This is a genomic window from Providencia sp. PROV141, from assembly GCF_028481645.1.
Lineage (GTDB): Bacteria > Pseudomonadota > Gammaproteobacteria > Enterobacterales > Enterobacteriaceae > Providencia > Providencia rettgeri.
The window spans coordinates 21,689-40,556 of the sequence record NZ_JAMPPR010000017.1 but is presented as its reverse complement, the minus strand read 5'-3'; the positions used below and the strand labels follow the sequence as shown (position 1 = coordinate 40,556).

The 18,868-nt window shown below is 40.7% G+C and carries 15 protein-coding genes; 11 read left to right on the top strand and 4 right to left on the bottom strand.

From position 1 onward, the window contains the following. Window positions 1-13: 13 nt before the first annotated feature. Complete coding sequence (gene torT / locus PSF09_RS11300) at window positions 14-1,045, top strand: TMAO reductase system periplasmic protein TorT (protein ID WP_272665757.1); 1,032 nt, start codon at window positions 14-16, stop codon at window positions 1,043-1,045. Here the strand turns inward: torT and torR are convergent. Next, the gene (gene torR, locus PSF09_RS11295) at window positions 1,018-1,719 is read right to left on the bottom strand and encodes a two-component system response regulator TorR (protein ID WP_272665755.1); all 702 of its coding nucleotides are present in this window, start codon (window positions 1,717-1,719) and stop codon (window positions 1,018-1,020) included. The two genes, torT and torR, sit on opposite strands and share 28 nt — an antisense overlap. 136 nt (window positions 1,720-1,855) lie before the next feature. Between torR and torC the strand changes: the two genes are divergently transcribed. From torC to torD, 3 genes are read left to right on the top strand one after another with little or no spacing between them, the layout of a single operon-like run. After that, a complete protein-coding gene (torC, locus tag PSF09_RS11290) occupies window positions 1,856-3,034 on the top strand; it encodes a pentaheme c-type cytochrome TorC (protein WP_272665753.1) in 1,179 nt (392 codons plus the stop codon). Further along, window positions 3,024-5,570, top strand: coding sequence for a trimethylamine-N-oxide reductase TorA (torA, locus tag PSF09_RS11285; protein ID WP_272665752.1), 2,547 nt, complete (start codon window positions 3,024-3,026; stop codon window positions 5,568-5,570). Before torC ends, torA begins: the two co-directional genes overlap by 11 nt. Then, a complete protein-coding gene (torD, locus tag PSF09_RS11280; RefSeq protein WP_272665751.1) occupies window positions 5,567-6,184 on the top strand; it encodes a molecular chaperone TorD in 618 nt (205 codons plus the stop codon). Before torA ends, torD begins: the two co-directional genes overlap by 4 nt. A gap of 85 nt (window positions 6,185-6,269) precedes the next feature. Here the strand turns inward: torD and PSF09_RS11275 are convergent, their stop codons facing one another. Further along, window positions 6,270-7,196 (bottom strand): Rpn family recombination-promoting nuclease/putative transposase, encoded by a 927-nt coding sequence (locus PSF09_RS11275; protein ID WP_272683918.1) that lies wholly within the window; start codon window positions 7,194-7,196, stop codon window positions 6,270-6,272. Between the two features lie 309 nt (window positions 7,197-7,505). Here PSF09_RS11275 and PSF09_RS11270 point away from each other — a divergent pair, with 309 nt between their 5' ends. After that, window positions 7,506-8,042 (top strand): GNAT family N-acetyltransferase, encoded by a 537-nt coding sequence (locus PSF09_RS11270; RefSeq protein WP_272683917.1) that lies wholly within the window; start codon window positions 7,506-7,508, stop codon window positions 8,040-8,042. 49 nt (window positions 8,043-8,091) lie between these two features. On the opposite strand, the gene PSF09_RS11265 is transcribed toward PSF09_RS11270, so the two are convergent. Then, complete coding sequence (locus PSF09_RS11265; RefSeq protein ID WP_272683916.1) at window positions 8,092-8,715, bottom strand: SDR family oxidoreductase; 624 nt, start codon at window positions 8,713-8,715, stop codon at window positions 8,092-8,094. A 482-nt stretch (window positions 8,716-9,197) separates the two neighbouring features. Here PSF09_RS11265 and PSF09_RS11260 point away from each other — a divergent pair, with 482 nt between their 5' ends. The 3 genes from PSF09_RS11260 (at window position 9,198) to PSF09_RS11250 (ending at window position 14,467) form a co-directional block, all read left to right on the top strand. Continuing rightward, entirely contained in the window at window positions 9,198-9,944 is a 747-nt protein-coding gene (locus tag PSF09_RS11260; RefSeq protein WP_272665747.1) for a Slam-dependent surface lipoprotein, read from the top strand. A 79-nt stretch (window positions 9,945-10,023) separates the two neighbouring features. Further along, the gene (locus tag PSF09_RS11255) at window positions 10,024-11,478 is read left to right on the top strand and encodes a porin family protein (protein WP_272683915.1); all 1,455 of its coding nucleotides are present in this window, start codon (window positions 10,024-10,026) and stop codon (window positions 11,476-11,478) included. Window positions 11,479-11,503: 25 nt separating this feature from the next. Beyond that, window positions 11,504-14,467, top strand: coding sequence for a TonB-dependent receptor domain-containing protein (locus PSF09_RS11250; RefSeq protein ID WP_272665745.1), 2,964 nt, complete (start codon window positions 11,504-11,506; stop codon window positions 14,465-14,467). A gap of 77 nt (window positions 14,468-14,544) precedes the next feature. Here PSF09_RS11250 and PSF09_RS11245 read toward each other — a convergent pair whose 3' ends face one another. Continuing rightward, window positions 14,545-14,991, bottom strand: a complete 447-nt coding sequence (locus PSF09_RS11245) for a GNAT family N-acetyltransferase (RefSeq protein WP_272665744.1) — start codon at window positions 14,989-14,991, stop codon at window positions 14,545-14,547. Window positions 14,992-15,802: 811 nt separating this feature from the next. On the opposite strand from PSF09_RS11245, the gene PSF09_RS11240 reads away from it, so the two are divergent. The 3 genes from PSF09_RS11240 to PSF09_RS11230 are packed head-to-tail and all read left to right on the top strand — an operon-like array spanning window position 15,803 to window position 18,424. Further along, the gene (locus PSF09_RS11240; RefSeq protein WP_004913472.1) at window positions 15,803-16,591 is read left to right on the top strand and encodes a DUF3100 domain-containing protein; all 789 of its coding nucleotides are present in this window, start codon (window positions 15,803-15,805) and stop codon (window positions 16,589-16,591) included. A gap of 12 nt (window positions 16,592-16,603) precedes the next feature. Then, on the top strand, window positions 16,604-17,080 hold the full coding sequence (locus PSF09_RS11235) for a hypothetical protein (RefSeq protein ID WP_004262394.1): 477 nt from the start codon (window positions 16,604-16,606) through the stop codon (window positions 17,078-17,080). Between the two features lie 18 nt (window positions 17,081-17,098). After that, window positions 17,099-18,424: an amidohydrolase gene (locus PSF09_RS11230; protein WP_272665743.1), complete on the top strand. Its 1,326-nt coding sequence runs from the start codon at window positions 17,099-17,101 to the stop codon at window positions 18,422-18,424. Window positions 18,425-18,868 lie beyond the last annotated feature (444 nt).

Genomic DNA, 18,868 nt, shown 5'->3' with positions numbered 1-18,868 from the left:
TTGTGAGGCTATCATGCGTGTATTGATTTTACTACTGTTCACATTTCACTCATTACTGAGCCTAGCAATGGCGCAGAATAGTTCACTCATTCAGTGGCGTGATACACTACACTTTACCTCTCAACCACATAATCCTATTACCGCTACAAAAACATGGAAATTGTGTGCGCTTTATCCTAGCTTAAAAGATTCTTATTGGTTATCAATTAATTATGGCATGCAAAAAGCAGCAAAACGCTATGGTGTTGACCTAAACGTATTAGAAGCTGGCGGATATAACCAGCTAGCAACCCAGCAAAAGCAAATTACGCAGTGCCAACAGTGGGGAGCAGATGCCATTTTATTGGGCAGTAGCACCACAGCCTTTCCAAACCTTAGCCAACTGGTAGGAAATACCCCCATCATTGAAGTCATCAACGCGACACACGACAAAACAGTCAAAACCCGTGTAGGCGTACCTTGGTTTCAAATGGGCTATCAACCGGGACGTTATTTAGTGCAATGGAGCCAAGGTAAACCATTGAAAGTTTTACTTATGCCTGGGCCATTAAATGCTGGCGGTAGCCATGAAATGGAACAAGGCTTCAGAGAGGCTATTGCAGGTAGCCATGTACAAATTGTGGATGTCGCACAAGGGGATAACGACATTGAAGTTCAACGCAATTTATTACATGAAATGCTAGAGCGTAACCCGGATATTGATGTCGTCGTTGGCACAGCTATTGCCGCTGAAGCCGCAATGGGTGAAGGCCGTAACTTAACGAAGCCATTGAATATTGTTTCTTTTTACCTATCTCATCAAGTCTATCGCGGCTTAAAAAGAGGCCGAATAATTATGGCAGCTAGCGACCAAATGGTTTGGCAAGGTGAGCTAGTCATTGAACAAGCCATCAAAGTATTACAAAAGCAGCCAGTTCCAAACAATATAAGCCCGCCAATTTTAGTGCTTACTCAACAAAATGCAGATAGTGAACACTTACGTAATTCATTATCTCCAGGAGGATTTAGACCCGTATATCAGTATACATCGGCGGCTAAAAAATAACCTTCACCATGCTGCGTCACTAATAAATCAGCATTAATCTTATGGCGTAAACGGCGAATAAGTACATCTACCGTGCGTAAATCAGGGTGATCAACTCGACGAGCAGATAACATACGTAAAAGACGTTCTCGGGTTAGAATCTCCCGTGGGTTCGTCACAAAAGCCACTAGCATTTCATATTCAGCACGAGTGAGTTTGATTGCTTGATGCTCAAATTCGAGCGTATGCATCGAAACATTTAGGCAATAGCCAGCGAACTGATAGCAATTATCTTGAGAAACAACCTGGGTTTGTGAAGGTTTAGCAAGGTCAATTCGCCAAAGTAAATTTTTGACACGAACAACGAGCTCCCTGAGTTCCAAAGGTTTAGTAACGTAATCATCCGCTCCCATTTCTAAACCCACAATACGGTCAATTTGGTCACAGCGGCCTGTGACTAAAATAATTCCCACTGTAAAACGCTCACGTAACGCCCTCGTTAACATTAACCCATTTTCATCCGGTAAGTTAATATCCAACAGAATCAAGTCAACTGCTTGCTGATCCATAATTTCGCGTAAACCAGCACCATTCCCCGTCACAGAAACACGATATCCTTCTTGCTCAAAGTAAGCCTGTAAACGCGCCTGAGTAACGGGTTCGTCTTCAACAACCACAATATGATGTGATGTCATTGATATACTCTCTTCTGTTCATATCTGTTCATATTTATCCATATCTTGCCGTAAGCTGTTCATCCTGACTAGTACCGCTATTCATATTAACTCAATAAGATCGCCTGTATTAAACCATATAATTACAGGGGCTATTATGCGGAAACTCTGGAGAGCGTTGCGAAAACCAAGTGCTCGTTGGTCAATGCTTACGTTAATCGTTGTCGGGATTGCAGTGGGCGTTGCGTTAATCGTTATACCCCATGTTGGGATGAAAGTGACTAGCACCACTGAGTTTTGTGTCAGTTGCCATAGCATGGAACCCGTTTACGAAGAATATAAGCAATCCGTGCATTTCCAAAATGCCTCTGGAGTACGTGCAGAATGCCATGACTGCCATATTCCCTCCGACCTTCCAGGCATGATTAAACGGAAACTCGAAGCAAGCAATGATATTTATCAAACATTTATTGCTCATTCGATAGATACCCCAGAAAAATTTGAAGCCAAACGCGCCGAACTTGCAGAACGTGAATGGGCTCGTATGAAAGAGAATAATTCAGCCACTTGCCGCTCTTGCCATGATTACGACTCGATGGACCACGCCAAGCAAAATCCAGAAGCGGCTCGCCAAATGCAAATCGCTGCGAAAGAGAATCAATCCTGCATTGACTGCCACAAAGGGATTGCTCACCAATTGCCTGATATGAGCAGTGGTTTTCGTAAACAATTCGATGAGTTGCGCGCGAAGGCAAATAGTGATTCCGATATTCTGTATTCACTTGATATTAAACCTATTTATGCAAATAAAGGGGATAAAGACCCTGCTGGCTCGTTACTTCCTGCCTCAGAGGTGAAAGTCCTAAAACGTGATGGCGATTGGCTACAAGTTGAAATCACTGGGTGGACAGAAACCGATGGTCGCCAACGAGTCCTATCCGAATTCCCTGGTAAACGAATTTTCGTGGCTTCAATACGCGGTGATGTTCAAGAAAATGTGAAAAATTTAGAAAGTACCGTTGTCGCTGCAACCGATACTTCATGGAGCAAATTGCAAGCGACCGCATGGATGCAGCAAGGTGATATGGTCAATGATATCAAACCGATATGGGCTTATGCAGACTCTTTATATAACGGGTCTTGTAATCAATGCCATGGGGCTCCAGATATTGCCCACTTTGATGCTAACGGTTGGATAGGCACATTAAACGGTATGATTGGCTTTACCAGCTTAGATAAGCGAGAAGAGCGTACCTTACTGAAATACTTACAAATGAATGCGTCTGATACCGCAGGATCTTCACACGGTGATAACGGAGTACAGAATGAAAAATAATTCGACTTTTCAAGCTTCTCGTCGACGCTTTTTATTCCAGCTTGGCGGGCTCACAGTTGCGGGAATGTTAGGCCCTTCCCTCTTAACACCACGTAAGGCTAGCGCTGCAACGGCTGGTGAACAAACAACAGTAGTGCAAGAAGGCATTCTGACTGGGTCGCACTGGGGCGCAATTCGCGCTACCGTAGTTGATGGTCGCTTTATCGAAGCCAAGCCCTTTGAACATGATAAATTTCCATCCAAAATGATTGCGGGGTTACCTGACCATGTTCATGGTACCGCCCGTATTCGTTATCCAATGGTACGTGTTGATTGGCTACGTAAACGCCATTTAAGTGATACCTCACAACGAGGTGATAACCGCTTCGTACGTGTTTCTTGGGATGAAGCCCTTGATTTGTTCTATCAAGAATTAGAACGTGTTCAAACAACCTATGGACCAAGTGGATTACTCACTGCAAATGGTTGGCAATCGACAGGGATGCTTCACAACGCTTCAGGTATGTTAGCTCGCGCCATTGCGCTACATGGCAATAGTGTCAGTACTGGCGGAGACTACTCAACAGGTGCTGCACAAGTGATTTTACCTCGAGTTGTGGGGTCGATGGAGGTTTATGAACAACAAACCTCTTGGCCGTTAGTCCTCAAAAATAGTAAAACTATTGTGTTGTGGGGCTCTGACCTGATTAAAAATCAACAAGCTAACTGGTGGTGCCCTGATCATGACGTTTATGAATATTATGAACAACTGAAAGAAAAAGCCGCTAATGGTGAGATAAAAGTCATCAGTATAGACCCGATAGTCACCTCAACGCATGATTACCTTGGGCGTGCCAATGTTCAACATATTGCGATTAATCCGCAAGCGGATGTGCCACTGCAATTAGCCATCGCCCACACGCTTTACAGTGAAGACTTACATGATAAAACCTTCTTAAAAGAATATTGTGTCGGTTTCGAGCAATTTGTTCCCTACTTAATGGGAAAAACGGATGGGCAACCGAAAGATGCACAATGGGCGTCTGAAATTTGTGGTATTGATGCCGACACGATCCAAGCTTTAGCCCGCCAAATGGCAGCAGATCGCACCCAAATCATTGCAGGTTGGTGTGTTCAGCGCATGCAACATGGTGAACAATGGTCGTGGATGGTTGTCGTTTTAGCTGCAATGTTAGGTCAAATTGGCTTACCGGGTGGCGGGTTTGGCTTCGGTTGGCACTATAATGGAGCAGGAACTCCAAGCCGTCAGGGAATTATTTTGAGTGGTTTTTCAGGCTCAACCAAAGTGCCACCTATTCATGATAGCAATGACTACAAAGGCTACAGCAGCACCATTCCTATTGCTCGTTTTATCGATGCGATTTTAGAACCTGGAAAAACGATTAACTGGAATGGTAAAGCGGTTAAATTACCACCACTAAAAATGTGCGTATTTGCCGGAACCAACCCATTCCACCGCCACCAACAAATTAATCGTATTATTGAAGGCTGGCGCAAACTTGAAACAGTTGTTTCTATCGATAATCAATGGACATCCACTTGCCGCTTTGCCGATATCGTATTACCAGCAACCACGCAATTTGAACGAAATGACCTTGACCAATACGGTAACCACTCAAATCGTGGGATTATTGCGATGAAACAACTGGTTGAACCGCAATTTGAGTCACGCAATGACTTCGATATTTTACGTGACCTATGCCGCCGTTTTGGTCGTGAAGAAGCCTTTACTGAAGGTTTGGACGAAATGGGCTGGCTAAAACGTATTTGGCAAGAAGGCAGCCAGCAGGGGAAAGGCCGTGGTATTCATTTACCCTCCTTCGATGTGTTCTGGGAAAAAGAAGGCTATGTGGAATTTGAACATCCACAAATGTTTGTTCGTCATCAAGCATTTAGAGAAGATCCCGACTTAGAACCGTTAGGAACACCGAGTGGTTTAATTGAAATTTACTCAAAAACTATTGCCGACATGCAATATGATGATTGCCAAGGTCACCCAATGTGGTTCGAAAAAGCGGAACGCTCTCATGGTGGTCCAGGTTCAAAAAAATGGCCACTACATTTGCAATCTGCGCACCCCGATTTTCGTTTACATTCACAACTGTGCGAATCACCTGTCTTACGTCAATATTATTCCGTTAGTGGAAAAGAACCGGTCTTTATTAGTCCTCAAGATGCGAAAGCTAGGGGCATACAAAATGGTGATATCGTTCGCGTTTTCAACGACCGAGGGCAAGTGTTAGCTGGAGCTGTGGTTTCTGATCTATACACAAAAGGTGTTGCTCGTATCCATGAGGGAGCTTGGTATGACCCGACTAAGGGCGGAGAAATCAATGCGCTGTGCAAATACGGAAACCCAAACGTATTGACGCTAGATATTGGAACCTCTCAATTAGCGCAAGCCACCAGTGCACATACAACCTTAGTAGAGATAGAAAAATATACAGGACAAGTGGATAACGTGAATGCATTCGATGGGCCAATTGAAATGGTTGCTCAGTGTGAATATGTCCCTGCATCACAGGTGAATAAATGACAAAAAAAATCACTTTAGCACCAGAACAAATAGCATGTATTTATGCATGGCTAGCACAATTGTTCTCACGTGAACTAGATAGTGCAACATTAGCGCAACTTCAATCTAGCGAAATGATGGATTGGTTTACGACTATCGAACAGGAACCCGTTTTAACTTTGCCAATTCAAGCGGTTAAAACAAAAACCCAAGCGCTAGTAATGCGAAATGATGCTCAACTCGAATTGGCCGCCGACTTCTGTAGCTTATTCTTAATGTCTGATAAGCAATCAGCTTTACCTTACGCCTCAGTTTATCCAAACTGTGAGCAAGGTAATGAACAAATTAAGTACTTATTAGCCGAGGCTGGAATGGATACTAGTGAGGAGTTTAGAGAGCCTTCTGACCATATTTCAATTTTTTTGGAGCTATTAAGTCACTTACATTTTTCATTAAATGAAACCCATTTGGACCAAGAAAAAGTGAGGCAATTGCGCCTAAAAACCTTGTCACTTTTACTGCAATGGCTACCAGTATTTAGCCAAAATTGCCAACGGTATGATGAATACGGTTTTTACGGTGCGTTAAGCCAATTATTATCCGTACTGGTTCAATGGGATGAGCAAACCCAGTAGATGCCATTTAAATAATTTTTATATTATTCAACAAAGGGATATTGATAAACAATGTCCCTTTTAACTTTCAGCTATAAAACCTGAGTTACTGTAAAGAAATAAGTTTTTCACGGCTCAACCCAGTGCTTTTCATAATTATCTCAATACTAATTCCTTGCTCCAAAAGATTCCGTGCAGTTGCTATATTTGCCTCTTCTTTGCCTTTTTTAAATCCCTCTTGCAACCCTTCTTGCCGTCCTTCTTGCCGTCCTTTATCTTGCAATCGTTGAGCAATATTCATGATTGTCTCCTTATGCTTTTCTGTTTGTTCACCTAGAACTTGAATAACTTGTTCAAAATTATGGGAGTCCAAGGCAATAAACAAATAATTGAGGATAGTTATGATGTCGTTATCACTATTATAATGTTTATTGAGTGCCTTCGCCAAGAGAGGGAGTACTTGTTGGAATTCATCTCGAAGATATTTATGTTTCATCGCTAATTCCATTACTGCTATTTTTCGATGGTTAACGAGTTCATTATCATCAATAACCGTAATATCTACGAGTGGAAACGGTTGGGTGTATAACTCATGTGCAATCTCTGGTAATGGAAAACACGCCGTCCAAAGTTGTGTATATGGATAAGGCGAACGCCCCCCATGGTAAAATAATATAGGCACAACAATGGGTAATGTTGTATTTCCTTGCTGCATATGCTGATTCATTGCTAAAAACGCATAATGCATTAAACGCCACGCCATAAGTTTATCGGGGGTTGATTGGTGTTCAACTAAAAGATAAATATACCCTTCCCCTTGAGAGGTTTGTACTGAATACAATACATCCGATAACCGTGAGCGAAGTTGTTTATCAATAAACGAGGAATTTGTCAGCGATAACGTATTGAAATCACATAATGATTTTATATGTTCCGGTAAATGAATTTCAAAGAAGTCTCGCGCATTTTCAATGTTTGTCATAAATCCTTTAAAAGCCGCATCATGTATTGTTGATGTCGTTTTTTTCTTCATTCAATAATCCTTATTGAAAAGAGCAACGACCACACAATAAAGTAAAAAAACCAGCTTGTCTTTTCGATATAACCATATGATAAAAATCGAATTTTATGAACAAAGAGATATTCATAACGTCAATGTTATATTAATAATAATTGAGAAATACACAAAATATATCGATGGCTTTATTAAAAAACACCAAAATAGCTTTTAGCACTAGCGCATTCAAACCATCATAGCCAATTTGATATGTTATATACTTTCATCCTACAAGCTTAACGATTTTTTCTTTCTGCCCTCTTTACAATTATTCCATGGTGCTAAATGACAATAGAATATAAAAACAAACACACCTCTCAACTTTCAACAGAGAATAGAGAGGCATTGTATTCCATGTTATATCAAAGCTTTGAGCAAGATTTTACCCATGATGATTTTGAACATGCTTTGGGGGGAATGCACGTCTTGGCCTATGACCAACAACAGATTATAGGCCACGTTGCTATTATTCAACGTCATATGGCAATCGGTAATACGCCAATAACAGTTGGTTATGTTGAAGCGATGGCGGTACTGGAAAACTACCGTCGCCAAGGGATCGGCAAACAACTTATGGTGGCTACCAACCAAATTATTACCGATTGTTACCAGCTGGGTCTGCTTTCCGCATCGGATGAGGGCTTCCATGTATATCAATCTGTCGGCTGGCAGGTATGGAACGGGCCATTGTATGAGCTCAATCAAGGCCATTATATCCACTCTGTCGATGAAGAAGGTGGCGTCATGGGGTGGTCAAAAAACAATTTAATTGATTTTTCACAACCCCTATACTGTGACTTTCGTAGTGGAGACCAATGGTAGCCTTATTTGTAATAAAAAACAGATAGCTACATAAATAGCCTCGTTTTTATTAAGCGGGTACCAACCCCGGCTGTACCACGCTATAAATTTGTTTTTTCAATTCACCTTGCTTAGCCAACTGGTAAACATGCGCAGCAACATCTGCACGCATCACTAAGCCATGAACTTCAACCTCTTGTTGAAGAACTGCTTTTCCCGTTGGCTCACCATGTAATAACCCACCAGGGCGAACAATCACATAATCTAATGAGCTAGTTTGTAGCCATGACTCCGCAAGGGATTTTTCCCTCACCGCCTGACCAAATGCAGCGCGTGACCGGGCTGACAAATAAGGCCATGAATCCCCACAACCTAATGATGTGACTAACACCATACGAGATATCCCAACATGTTCTGCACAATCAATCACCGTACGGTGAGCTAAATAATCTTGAGTCCCCCCCATGGTTGAAATAACCGTGGCAGTTGCTCCTGCGGCATGACAAGCAGCCTTAACCACTTCACTATCACAAGCATCACCAATGAAAACTTGCGCACCTACCGCCTCCAATGCCTCTGCTGACTGCTTATTACGTACAACAACGATGACAGAGCGTTTCTCTGCAATTGCTAACTGAGCAATTTGATGACCAACACCTTTTCCACCCGCGCCAAAAATTAACCATGGAGCCATATCTTTATTCCCTTATATTTTGAGTGATTATAAACCTAACTGTGTACTGTAAAGACAAAATTACCACAACAGTAATGATAATGCGCATTGTTTGCATTTATTATTTTGCTTTATTTAACCCTCCATTGACTACCATCGATGATGAAGCAATAAACAACATTAACTTTAATGTTGTTTATGTAATCCATTCAATTAAACGCATAAAAATGTGACTAATTTAACTTTTTTATCAAAAAATAATTACCATTAAAATTGATAACCCAACAAATTAACTACAAAAATAAATCGTAATATCAACAACTAACAACAAGAGCAATATCACTATCTCATTGATACCCATAATTATTTTAATGTTAATGCGAAGAATTATCATTTGCATTTATATTATTATTTGGTTTAATACCAATCGCCATATATATGCGAAATAATAATTTCTTAATCAATAGTATCGTTAATATCTTTAATAAAAATGGAGTATTTCGATGAAAAAGTTAAATATTATCGCTCTAGCACTCGCAACCTGCACAGTGGCTTTTGGTGCTTCTGCGGCAATCGGTTCTGGCCAAAGCCAACCTTTCGATGCTAACCAGCCTTCCGTTCGTGTTGGCGCGACAGAAGGAACCGGTGGCGGTCATGGTGGTGCTGCGGGTGACCCAGGTATTGGTGTGCAATCAGTTTATGGTGGAAAAACCATTTCATTCTCAGGTTTAACTCGAATGGCACCAATACAAGCAGGAAATGAAGCACATGTTATTTCCATGCCTAATGGACCTGGTTCACATGACAAAATGGGCGTTTTTAACTTTGCCAAAATTGCAGATGCAGAAGTCTATTTCGGCGAATGGTCATCGACAGGACAAGTTAGTGACACCACTCATACCGCTTACTATTCTGGCAAGGATGTCACCACCAATATGCCTACAGCTGGCACAGCGGAATACTCCGTTAAAGGAATCAGCCAATATAATGGAGGCGCACTAACCGCAGGGACGCTGACAGCCAACTTTGGGACTAAATCCTTAGCAGGGAATATTGGTGCAACCAATATTGATGCCACCATTAAAAATAATGCCACGTTCGCCGGAGCGGCCACCCTTAATGGTGAATCCGGCTCAACAAATGGGCATTTCTTTGGCGACCAAGCTAAGCATATTGCTGGTGTCACTCAATTTGAAGATCACAGCAAAGATATGGCCTTTGGTGGAAGCCGTGGGAATATTTCCCAGTAACCCGTAAATCAACCTTGGTGGCCAACCATAAAGCGTGACAGGCAGTTGGCCACTGCCTTTTATTACCGAAGCTAATCTTATGCGATACCTGTTATTAACTCCTGCCATCATAATGCTTATGGTCACATCCTTTGCATTTCCAGCCAGCTTGGACACTGACCGAGAACAGCTGTTATGGCAAAAAGACAAACAAAACTATCGTGATAAAAGTGCTGTAGTCCCCAATAAAGACCAATTGCTTCTCCCTGATGACCTATCAATTAATTTGAATGGGGAAAATTATTCTCTTAAGAATAATGCCCAAGACCTAGGGCAGGCTATTTATCTGGCAATTAACCACAAGCAATTTGAAGACGTACAGCGCTTATTACCCCGCTACCAACAGCTCGCTGATGCAGATCCATTGCTTATTTTATTTGCAAAAGCAGAAATCGCTAAAGCGCAAAATCATTACCCAGAAGCAATTGCCCATTACCAACAAATATTGGTACTGTCACCAAAGTTTCTTCGCATAAAATTAGAACTTGCACGTACCTATTTTGAAGATAATCAAAATAAAGAGTCTTTGGCTTTATTTCAAAGTTTAATTAACGATGAAACACTCGCATTACCTATTAGTGTAAAGCAAACCATTCAACAATTTATTAGTGCTATCGAAAACCGCACAGCTTGGACAGGCAGTCTCTCCTTTGGCTATAAATACAACAGTAATATCAACCAAGTTCCAGATAAAAATAAAGTTTGGGAAACGCCAGGGGGGACCTGGAAAATGGCTAATCCCAAATCATCACCGGGGCTCACCTATGATGCGAGTCTGAGCAAAATTATTCCTATCTCGGGCAACCATTCCCTGCAAATCAAGGGAACCTCTTATGGTGACCGCTATCCGCACCATGCTGAATTCAGTGAGAACACTACCTCTTTAGCAACTTTATATCGTTTTAATGATGCGAACACCACTGCCGCATTCGGCCCATTAGTTGAGTTAAAAACGGTCAATGAAAAGCGTCGTTATTTAGGTATAGGGGGCAAAATTGAAGCTGACTACCAATTTTCACCTCGTGTGCTCCTTAGTACCTCCGCCGACTACCAACAACTTCATTACCAAAAACCGTATGACAGTGCCGATGGTAATCGAAGTAGCCTACATCTAACTGGTGTCTATGGTATTACCCCAGATACCTCCCTCTTTTTGGGGGCTGATGCGACTCGTCTCACCACAGAAGTTCGTAGCGATGATTATGACCAATTGGGTATCCGAGGCGGTTTTTATCACGTGCTAACACCCGATATTCATTTACTGGCACTTGCAACTTATCGAGAAAGCCAATTCAAGGCCTTCAACCAAATGTTGAATGTAAAACGCCATGATAAAGAAGCGATGTATTTTGCGCGACTTAGTTTTCCAAATTATTCATTGCTCACATTTACGCCTTATACCAGTTATCGCTTTCGTGATAACCGCAGTTCTGCAGATGGAATTTACTCCTACCACCAGCACGAAATTTCTATTGGGTTAGAAACCCGTTTTTAAGCGTTATGGCATAGAGAAAAACACAATGTATAAATACAAATTAACACCTATTACTACTGCAATTATTACTGCTCTTTTTATTCCAACAACCGCTTTAGGGGAAAAAGAAGAACACATCGGCACCATTACTGTTCAAGATTCAGCAAAAACCATCAAAGAGCGGGATCAACAAGGTTACGATGAGCAATATGATGCTAAAGGTTCTAAAATTTATTTAGGAAAAGACCTTGTTGAACGCTATAAAGGCACCAGTACCGCGGATGTGCTTAATAGTGCAGTTGGTGTCTATAGTGGTGATGCAAGAAACAGTGGCGCGTTAGACCCGAATATTCGAGGCATTCAAGGGCAAGAACGTGTTCCTGTCACGGTTGACGGCACAGAACAATCATTAACCGTTTATCGGGGTTACAATGGTGCAAACAACCGTAACTATGTGGATCCAAACCTCATTAGTAGCATTGAGATTGAAAAAAGTGGTTCTCTTGCTGGTGATATAAAAACCTCTGTTGGTGGTGGGATAGCCATCAGAACCATAGGAATAGATGACGTTGTTGCACCGGGTGAAAAATTTGGTGTCAGTTTAAAACTGGAAACCAGCAGCAATTCTACTCGTGAGCGTGTTCCCCACTTTGGTTATGGCGAAGATTACCGAGATCACCCTGAGATTTATAAGAACAAGAACTATGTCTTCTCCGACCCCGTTGTCAACATCACACCGAAATCCCGAGGAAGCGCTCAATTCTTTAATTTTAAAGATAATGGCGGAAGAATAGCGGTTGGGACTCGACAAGAAAAGTTTGATTTAATGGCCGCCTATGCTTATCGCCGGCAAGGTAACTATTTTGCGGGGAAAAATGGCGCTCACCGTTATAAAGAATCGGTTCAATTAAATGAACAACAAACAGTCCAGCAACAGCTTGGTCCAGACCCTTACTTACCTTTTGCTGCTAATGTATTTCGCCCCGGAAAAGAAGTTACGAATACCTCCAATGAGTTGGAATCCTATTTAGTTAAAACTAATTTATATCTCACTGAAAACCAAACATTACATCTTGGTTTTCGCCGGAGTGAAAGCACCTATGGTGAAATTATGCCGTCACGTTTAGGATTTGCTGAGCTTGAAGGAAAACACGTATTACCTCAGTGGCCATTAGCTCACTTTACAGTCAATGCCTATAATGCCGAATATAAATGGAAACCTGAAGATAATCAATGGATTGACCTAAACGCAAATGTGTGGATGACCCATTCCGTAGGGGATACTAACACCTCAGGTGGCTACCCACGAGAGCCTAAAGAACGCGATTGGGGATTCGAATATGGTTATGGTGATGGAAAAGACCCTAACATTGATGGTTCTTTAATTAATACCGCAGCAACTAACTCTGAGAATGACCGTATTGGCTTTAATTTGCGCAATACCATGGCACTCACGCCCGATCTTGATTTAACGATTCGTGGCTCAATGCTCAAAGAAAAATTAGATTCTAACGACGTACCGCCATCTCAAACCGCCAGCCCTTTTATTGCCCTTCCCCGTAAAGGTCATCGTCAAGAAACCAGTATTGCCTTTAACTTTAACTATCGCCCAACGAGTTGGTTAGAGCTGGATGCGGGAGCAAAATATATTGATGGCTGGACAGAAGATGATTATTTAAAAGAGCAAATGCGCAACCGTACCAAGGGCTTTCAAAACCCTGACGAGCGCCTTGCTAAGCAGATAAATTATAACCGAATTTTAACCCAAGAAGAGTATGATAGCGCTGTTAAAAATGGCTACCAAGCGTTTAATGGTGGTTATAAAAACAGCCAAATATTACTTAAAACATTAGGGTTGGAAGATACCGACTATACCGTTTTTATTACTAAAAGAAACAACGCTCAGCGCCCAGAAGAAAATGGTGTTTTAGACGTTAACTTCCGCGCCGAATGGAAATCAGATAGCGATGGACGCTATACCACAAAAACAAACCCTTTCCATAATGGTACTTTCGATTCTCAAGCTCGTGCTGTTGACCCTGTAACCGGCAAGGAAGTTTATGTCTATGGCTCAAGTTATTCACACCCAGCTGATGACATTAAGCGCGAACTCACTGAAGAAGAAAAATGGAAATTCTCAGGCAAACAAAAAAGCCATGGCTGGGCTCCCGCTTTTGGTGCCAATATTTGGTTATCTGATAACGACCGGGTTTATGCACGCTATATAGAGACGGTTCGCTTACCAAGTATTTTTGAAAATAGCATTGGGTTTGCAGGGGAAAGTGAAGCCCGTAAAGAGAAAATGTTATTTAAACCCGAACGTGCAAAAACCTTTGAATTTGGTTATTCACGTAATTTACAAGGTTTACTCGGTGCTGAACGCCATGCTGATGTGAAAATAGGCTATTACCATACTGTCATTGAAAATGCTTTTGACCGTGATGGACGTCTTAATTTTGTTCAAGTAAAAGAACATAAAACAGCAGGAATTGAAGCTTTGGCACGCTATGATAATGGTGGCGTATTTATGGATATTGGTGTCGATTACCGCCTCAAAAATGAAGTGTGTGATGACTCGGCGCCAGCCAATCTTGACCCGGCTAATCGCTATAATATCTCCCAATGTACAACTGCAGGTTTCCCTGGCGGTTTTTTACGTACACAATTACAGCCTAAATATGCCATAAATTCCAACCTAGGCATGCGCTTTATGGATGAAGCCCTCGAAGTGGGAACACGCTTACGTTATACCAGTAGCGTACAAAATAAAGATGAACGCAAACTGATGCAGCAGTTCCCGGGGAGTTATTCGATGGCAAATAATAGCCCAATGCACTGGACTCCTACCTTTACTGCGGATGCCTATGCAAGTTACCAAATTGACAAAAATATTAATGTCGAATTCTTAGTGACCAACTTAACTGACCGTTATTATATCGACCCACTGACGCGCAGTATGATGCCTGCCCCCGGGCGCACACTACGCTTAGGATTAAATGCGCAATTTTAAATAAATAATGTAGGTTTATCGCTTTATAAATATCCGCTGCTAACTTTAAGTTGGAGCGGATATTCGTCATTTCAGCACTAAAAAACTAGCCGCATAATGGTTTCATCAAATTCATCTTGGTCAACAACGGAAAAACCAAACTGTTCAAAAAATGGTTTCATCATATCATTGCCTTCGATATAACAAATTGATACTGATTGATATTTACCTAAGCTTTTTATTTCATCAAGAACAAGTGGGATAGCCAGAGAACCAAAACCTTTTCTTTGATGTTTTATATCAATCATTAATTGACCAATAAAAACTTCTTCGGGCCTACCATTTTCATGGTTTGAATAATATTGAACAAAGCCAACGGGCTCATTATTAACATAGATACCACGATTAATATAGTAATCAAAAAATTTTGAGGCTGCGATTGACTCTGAGTTAAGAGCCACAAAGTCTTCCTGCTCTTTAGTTATTTCAAGACAGATGATATCCACCCAATTATCTTTGGTGATATCTTTTAACGTAATAGTCATAAACACCTTTCTTTAGGTTTGCCGTTCACAATGCCGCTGCGATAAAAAGACGACTTAGTGTAAATTAACAACAAACACTTTTTTGTTCGCGCAATTCGTGCCTTTATATTTTTCGATATTCAATAAACAAATAACAGGTAAACATGTTACGGATAACATGAATTTCAGCAAATAGACTAAAATAAAATTTCGACTCATTTATTGCTTTCAAATTAAGAAATATTCAGAATTGAGATCCATGTCAAATATCACAGCCAAATACAATATTATTGTAAAATATCAAATTTTTTTGAAGAAAATTCGCAAAAATACATCAGTACATTAAACTGACAATTAAACTAAAGATAGACTAAAATAAAAATAAAAACCCAAAATAACCACAATAATATCCAATTAAAATTCAATTTTTATCATTATATAAATTCAATAAAAATAAAACCTTGCTATAAAAAAATAAATAAAACCTGAACAACCTCACATTTACTGGGTATTTGATAATTCCTCGCATTAACACACCAAAAAATCAAAATTACTTATGAAACAGTATGTTAAAAAATTAATAACACTTTGTATCATCCTGAATAATAAAAATATTTTTAATATTAAAATGCAAAAATATTTCAATAACTGCATCTTTATTAACAAATATTAATTTATTGATTTTAACCATGCCTTTTCGGCATGGCTAAGAGACTTTCGGAATATTGTCAGGAAAATAGTTTCATGGATAGTATGAATACGAAAATGATGCATTTTTATTATAAATATATACGAAAAACTCTTAAAAACATTTCCAATGAAAGGTAACACTATGGGTATATTAAAAGATAGTAAGTTGCTTTTGGTTAGCTTACTTATCATTCTTCTTTCGGAAGCTATAGGGCAAATTAAAATCAGTTTAGTCATGGTTTTTCCAATGCTTTATTCCATGTTGATGGGTGGTATTATCAGTTTTCCAAAATTCAAAATCCTCAGCGAAAAAAATATGGCACACGCTAGCTCGATAATGAGTGTCGCGTTAGTTATCTTAATTGCAAAATTAAGCACCTCCGTTGGTGCATCTTGGGAAAAAATTATTCAAGCCGGTGGCGCATTAATCTTGCAAGAAGTCGGTCATTTTATCGGTACCATATTGCTCGGTTTACCACTTGCTATCATGTTAGGCATGGGCCGTGAGGCCGTTGGTGCCACTTACTCTATCGGTCGTGAACCCAATATTGCCATTATCGAAGCCAAATATGGTTTAAGTTCACCAGAAGGCCGCGGCGTTATGGCAATGTATATTTGCGGGACGTTATACGGTGCGGTTTGGATGGGTGTTATCGCCAGTGTTATCGCAGGACTCGATATTATGAGCCCACTTGCTTTAGCCATGGGTGCTGGTGTGGGTAGTGGTTCGATGCTAGCAGCATCTGTTGCCCCATTATTGGAACTTTATCCTGAACACGCCGCAGATATTCAAGCATTCTCATCCTCTGCAAACTTGATGTCTTCGGTATTAGGTCTGTACATCTACATCTTCTTCTCCTTACCGTTTGCCTCTTTCTTGTACAACAAATTGAAAAGAAAACGTGCAACCGCATCAGCAGATACAGAATAAGGATATAAGATCATGAAAAAGATGGCAGAAATTGCAATAATCATCGTGTTAGTCATCATCTTCACTTCACTGGGTGATGCACTCGGCGGTTCAATTTATGGCCGTGGTAGCTTTGGCGCAGTCTTTAGTGACTCACTTATCGCCATGGCATTATTAGGGGGTATGTCATTTGTGGCATACTTAATTGCACAAATCCCACCATTAGGTAAGTTACCTGTGATTTTCTGGGTATCTCTAATTGCGGCGGGTCTGTGTTCACCGTTATTCCCTTACGATAAAGAAATGATCGCAATGACTGGTAAAATCTCACTTGCCGTCATCAGTACGACAGTACTTGCCTTTGCTGGTCTTTCACTCGGTAAAGATATCGACAAATTTAAAGCCATTTCTTGGCGGATTATCCCAGTTTCACTGGCGGTCTTTACGGGAACATTCTTATTCGCTGCACTTATTGGTCAAGTGACACTTTCATGGAGCGGCGTTATCTAACAACAGGAAATATTTACCATGACAATGACCAAAGACCAATTGAAAGCCATCGTCTGCGAGACAATTGCATCCCATAAAGGGGATATCAAAAAATTGGCTGAAGATATTTGGGCAGAGCCTGAGCTCGGCTATAAAGAAGTCAAAACAGCAAAAAAAGTGGAAGCTGCATTTTCTGCCTTAGGCGTTAATTACCGTAACCAACTCGCATTGACGGGGGTTAAGGCTCGCCTTAAAGGTGGAAAAGGGAGTAAACATAGTATTGCTGTGATTGGTGAGCTCGATGCAATTATTTGTGCGGAGCACCCAGAGGCTGATGATTTAACGGGCGCTGCTCATTGCTGCGGGCACAATGCACAAATAGCTAACATGATGGCAGTCACTATTGGTCTGGTTAAGTCAGGTGCTATGCAATACCTCGCGGGAGACGTCGTTCCTTTCGCCGTTCCCGCAGAGGAATATGTTGAACTAGCTTATCGTAATAAACTGATTGAGCAAGGAAAAATCAGTTATATCGGCGGTAAACCTGAGCTGATATCTCTTGGTGAATTTGATGATATCGATATGGCGATGCAAATTCATTTAACCAGTGTCAAACCTGAACGTGAGACTGGTTTTATTGAAATGTCGACTACCACCAATGGGTTTATTGGCAAGCTGATTAACTACAAAGGCAAAGCATCTCATGCGGCGGCGGCTCCTCATCTGGGTGTTAATGCACTCAATGCAGCAATGATGGGGATCATGGGGGTCAATGCGATTCGCGAAACCTTCCAAGAAAAAGATTATATTCGTTTCCATCCGATCATCACACAAGGCGGCGATTTAGTGAATGTCACCCCAAGCGATGTCCGTATGGAAAGTTATGTCCGAGCGTCAAATGTTCCTGCGATGATTGATGCGAATGAGCGTATTACTCGTGCATTGATTGCTGGTGCAATGTCAGTCGGTGCAGAGGTAGAAGTCAAAGATTTACCGGGTTACCTGCCGCTGTATAACAACGATACATTAAACGACTTATTGCAACACAATGCCCACGATTTGATTGGCGAAGAAAATGTTTGGGTTGCTGGCCATATGACTGGAAGCACAGATACAGGCGACTTATCACATATCATGCCTGTGAGTCACCCGTGGATTGGCGCAATTCGCGGTGGTTTGCACGGTAAAGATTACGTTGTTTTTGATGATGATATGGCCTACATCCGCCCTGCGCAAATGATGGCAATGGCAATTATTGACCTATTATTTGATGATGCATCCCAAGCTGACGAAATGTTAGCTGATTACACCCCATTGATGAGCAAAGAGGAATATCTCTCATTTATTGGGTCTTTTAAGAACTAATTATAAAAACATGTCCCTTATTAATGCGTTAATCGCAATAAGGGACATATGATTTTTCTAGCTTTAATCCTATCTCTAAAATTTCTCTTCTCATTAATTCGATATATTTCTATATTCGCCATTTCATTTAAGATAATATACAAAACTATCCTACTAATCGCCCTATTCCAAACAATAGAATTTAACTTAATCTCAATTAAACACAAAAATCTTTAATATAAAAACAAAAACATAACATATTGATAATAGAGAATTTTAATTGAAAATACATTTCCTAATGATTATTTTATTAAATTACCATCCTTATTATTCATGAGCCATGCAATACTGATATGATATAAATACGATCTCCATCACGCTCACTTTTTTAATATCCACGTTAAAATTCACTCTATGAATTGTTAGATAAAATAACAGCTAGCAGAAATGACTTATTTCTGAATC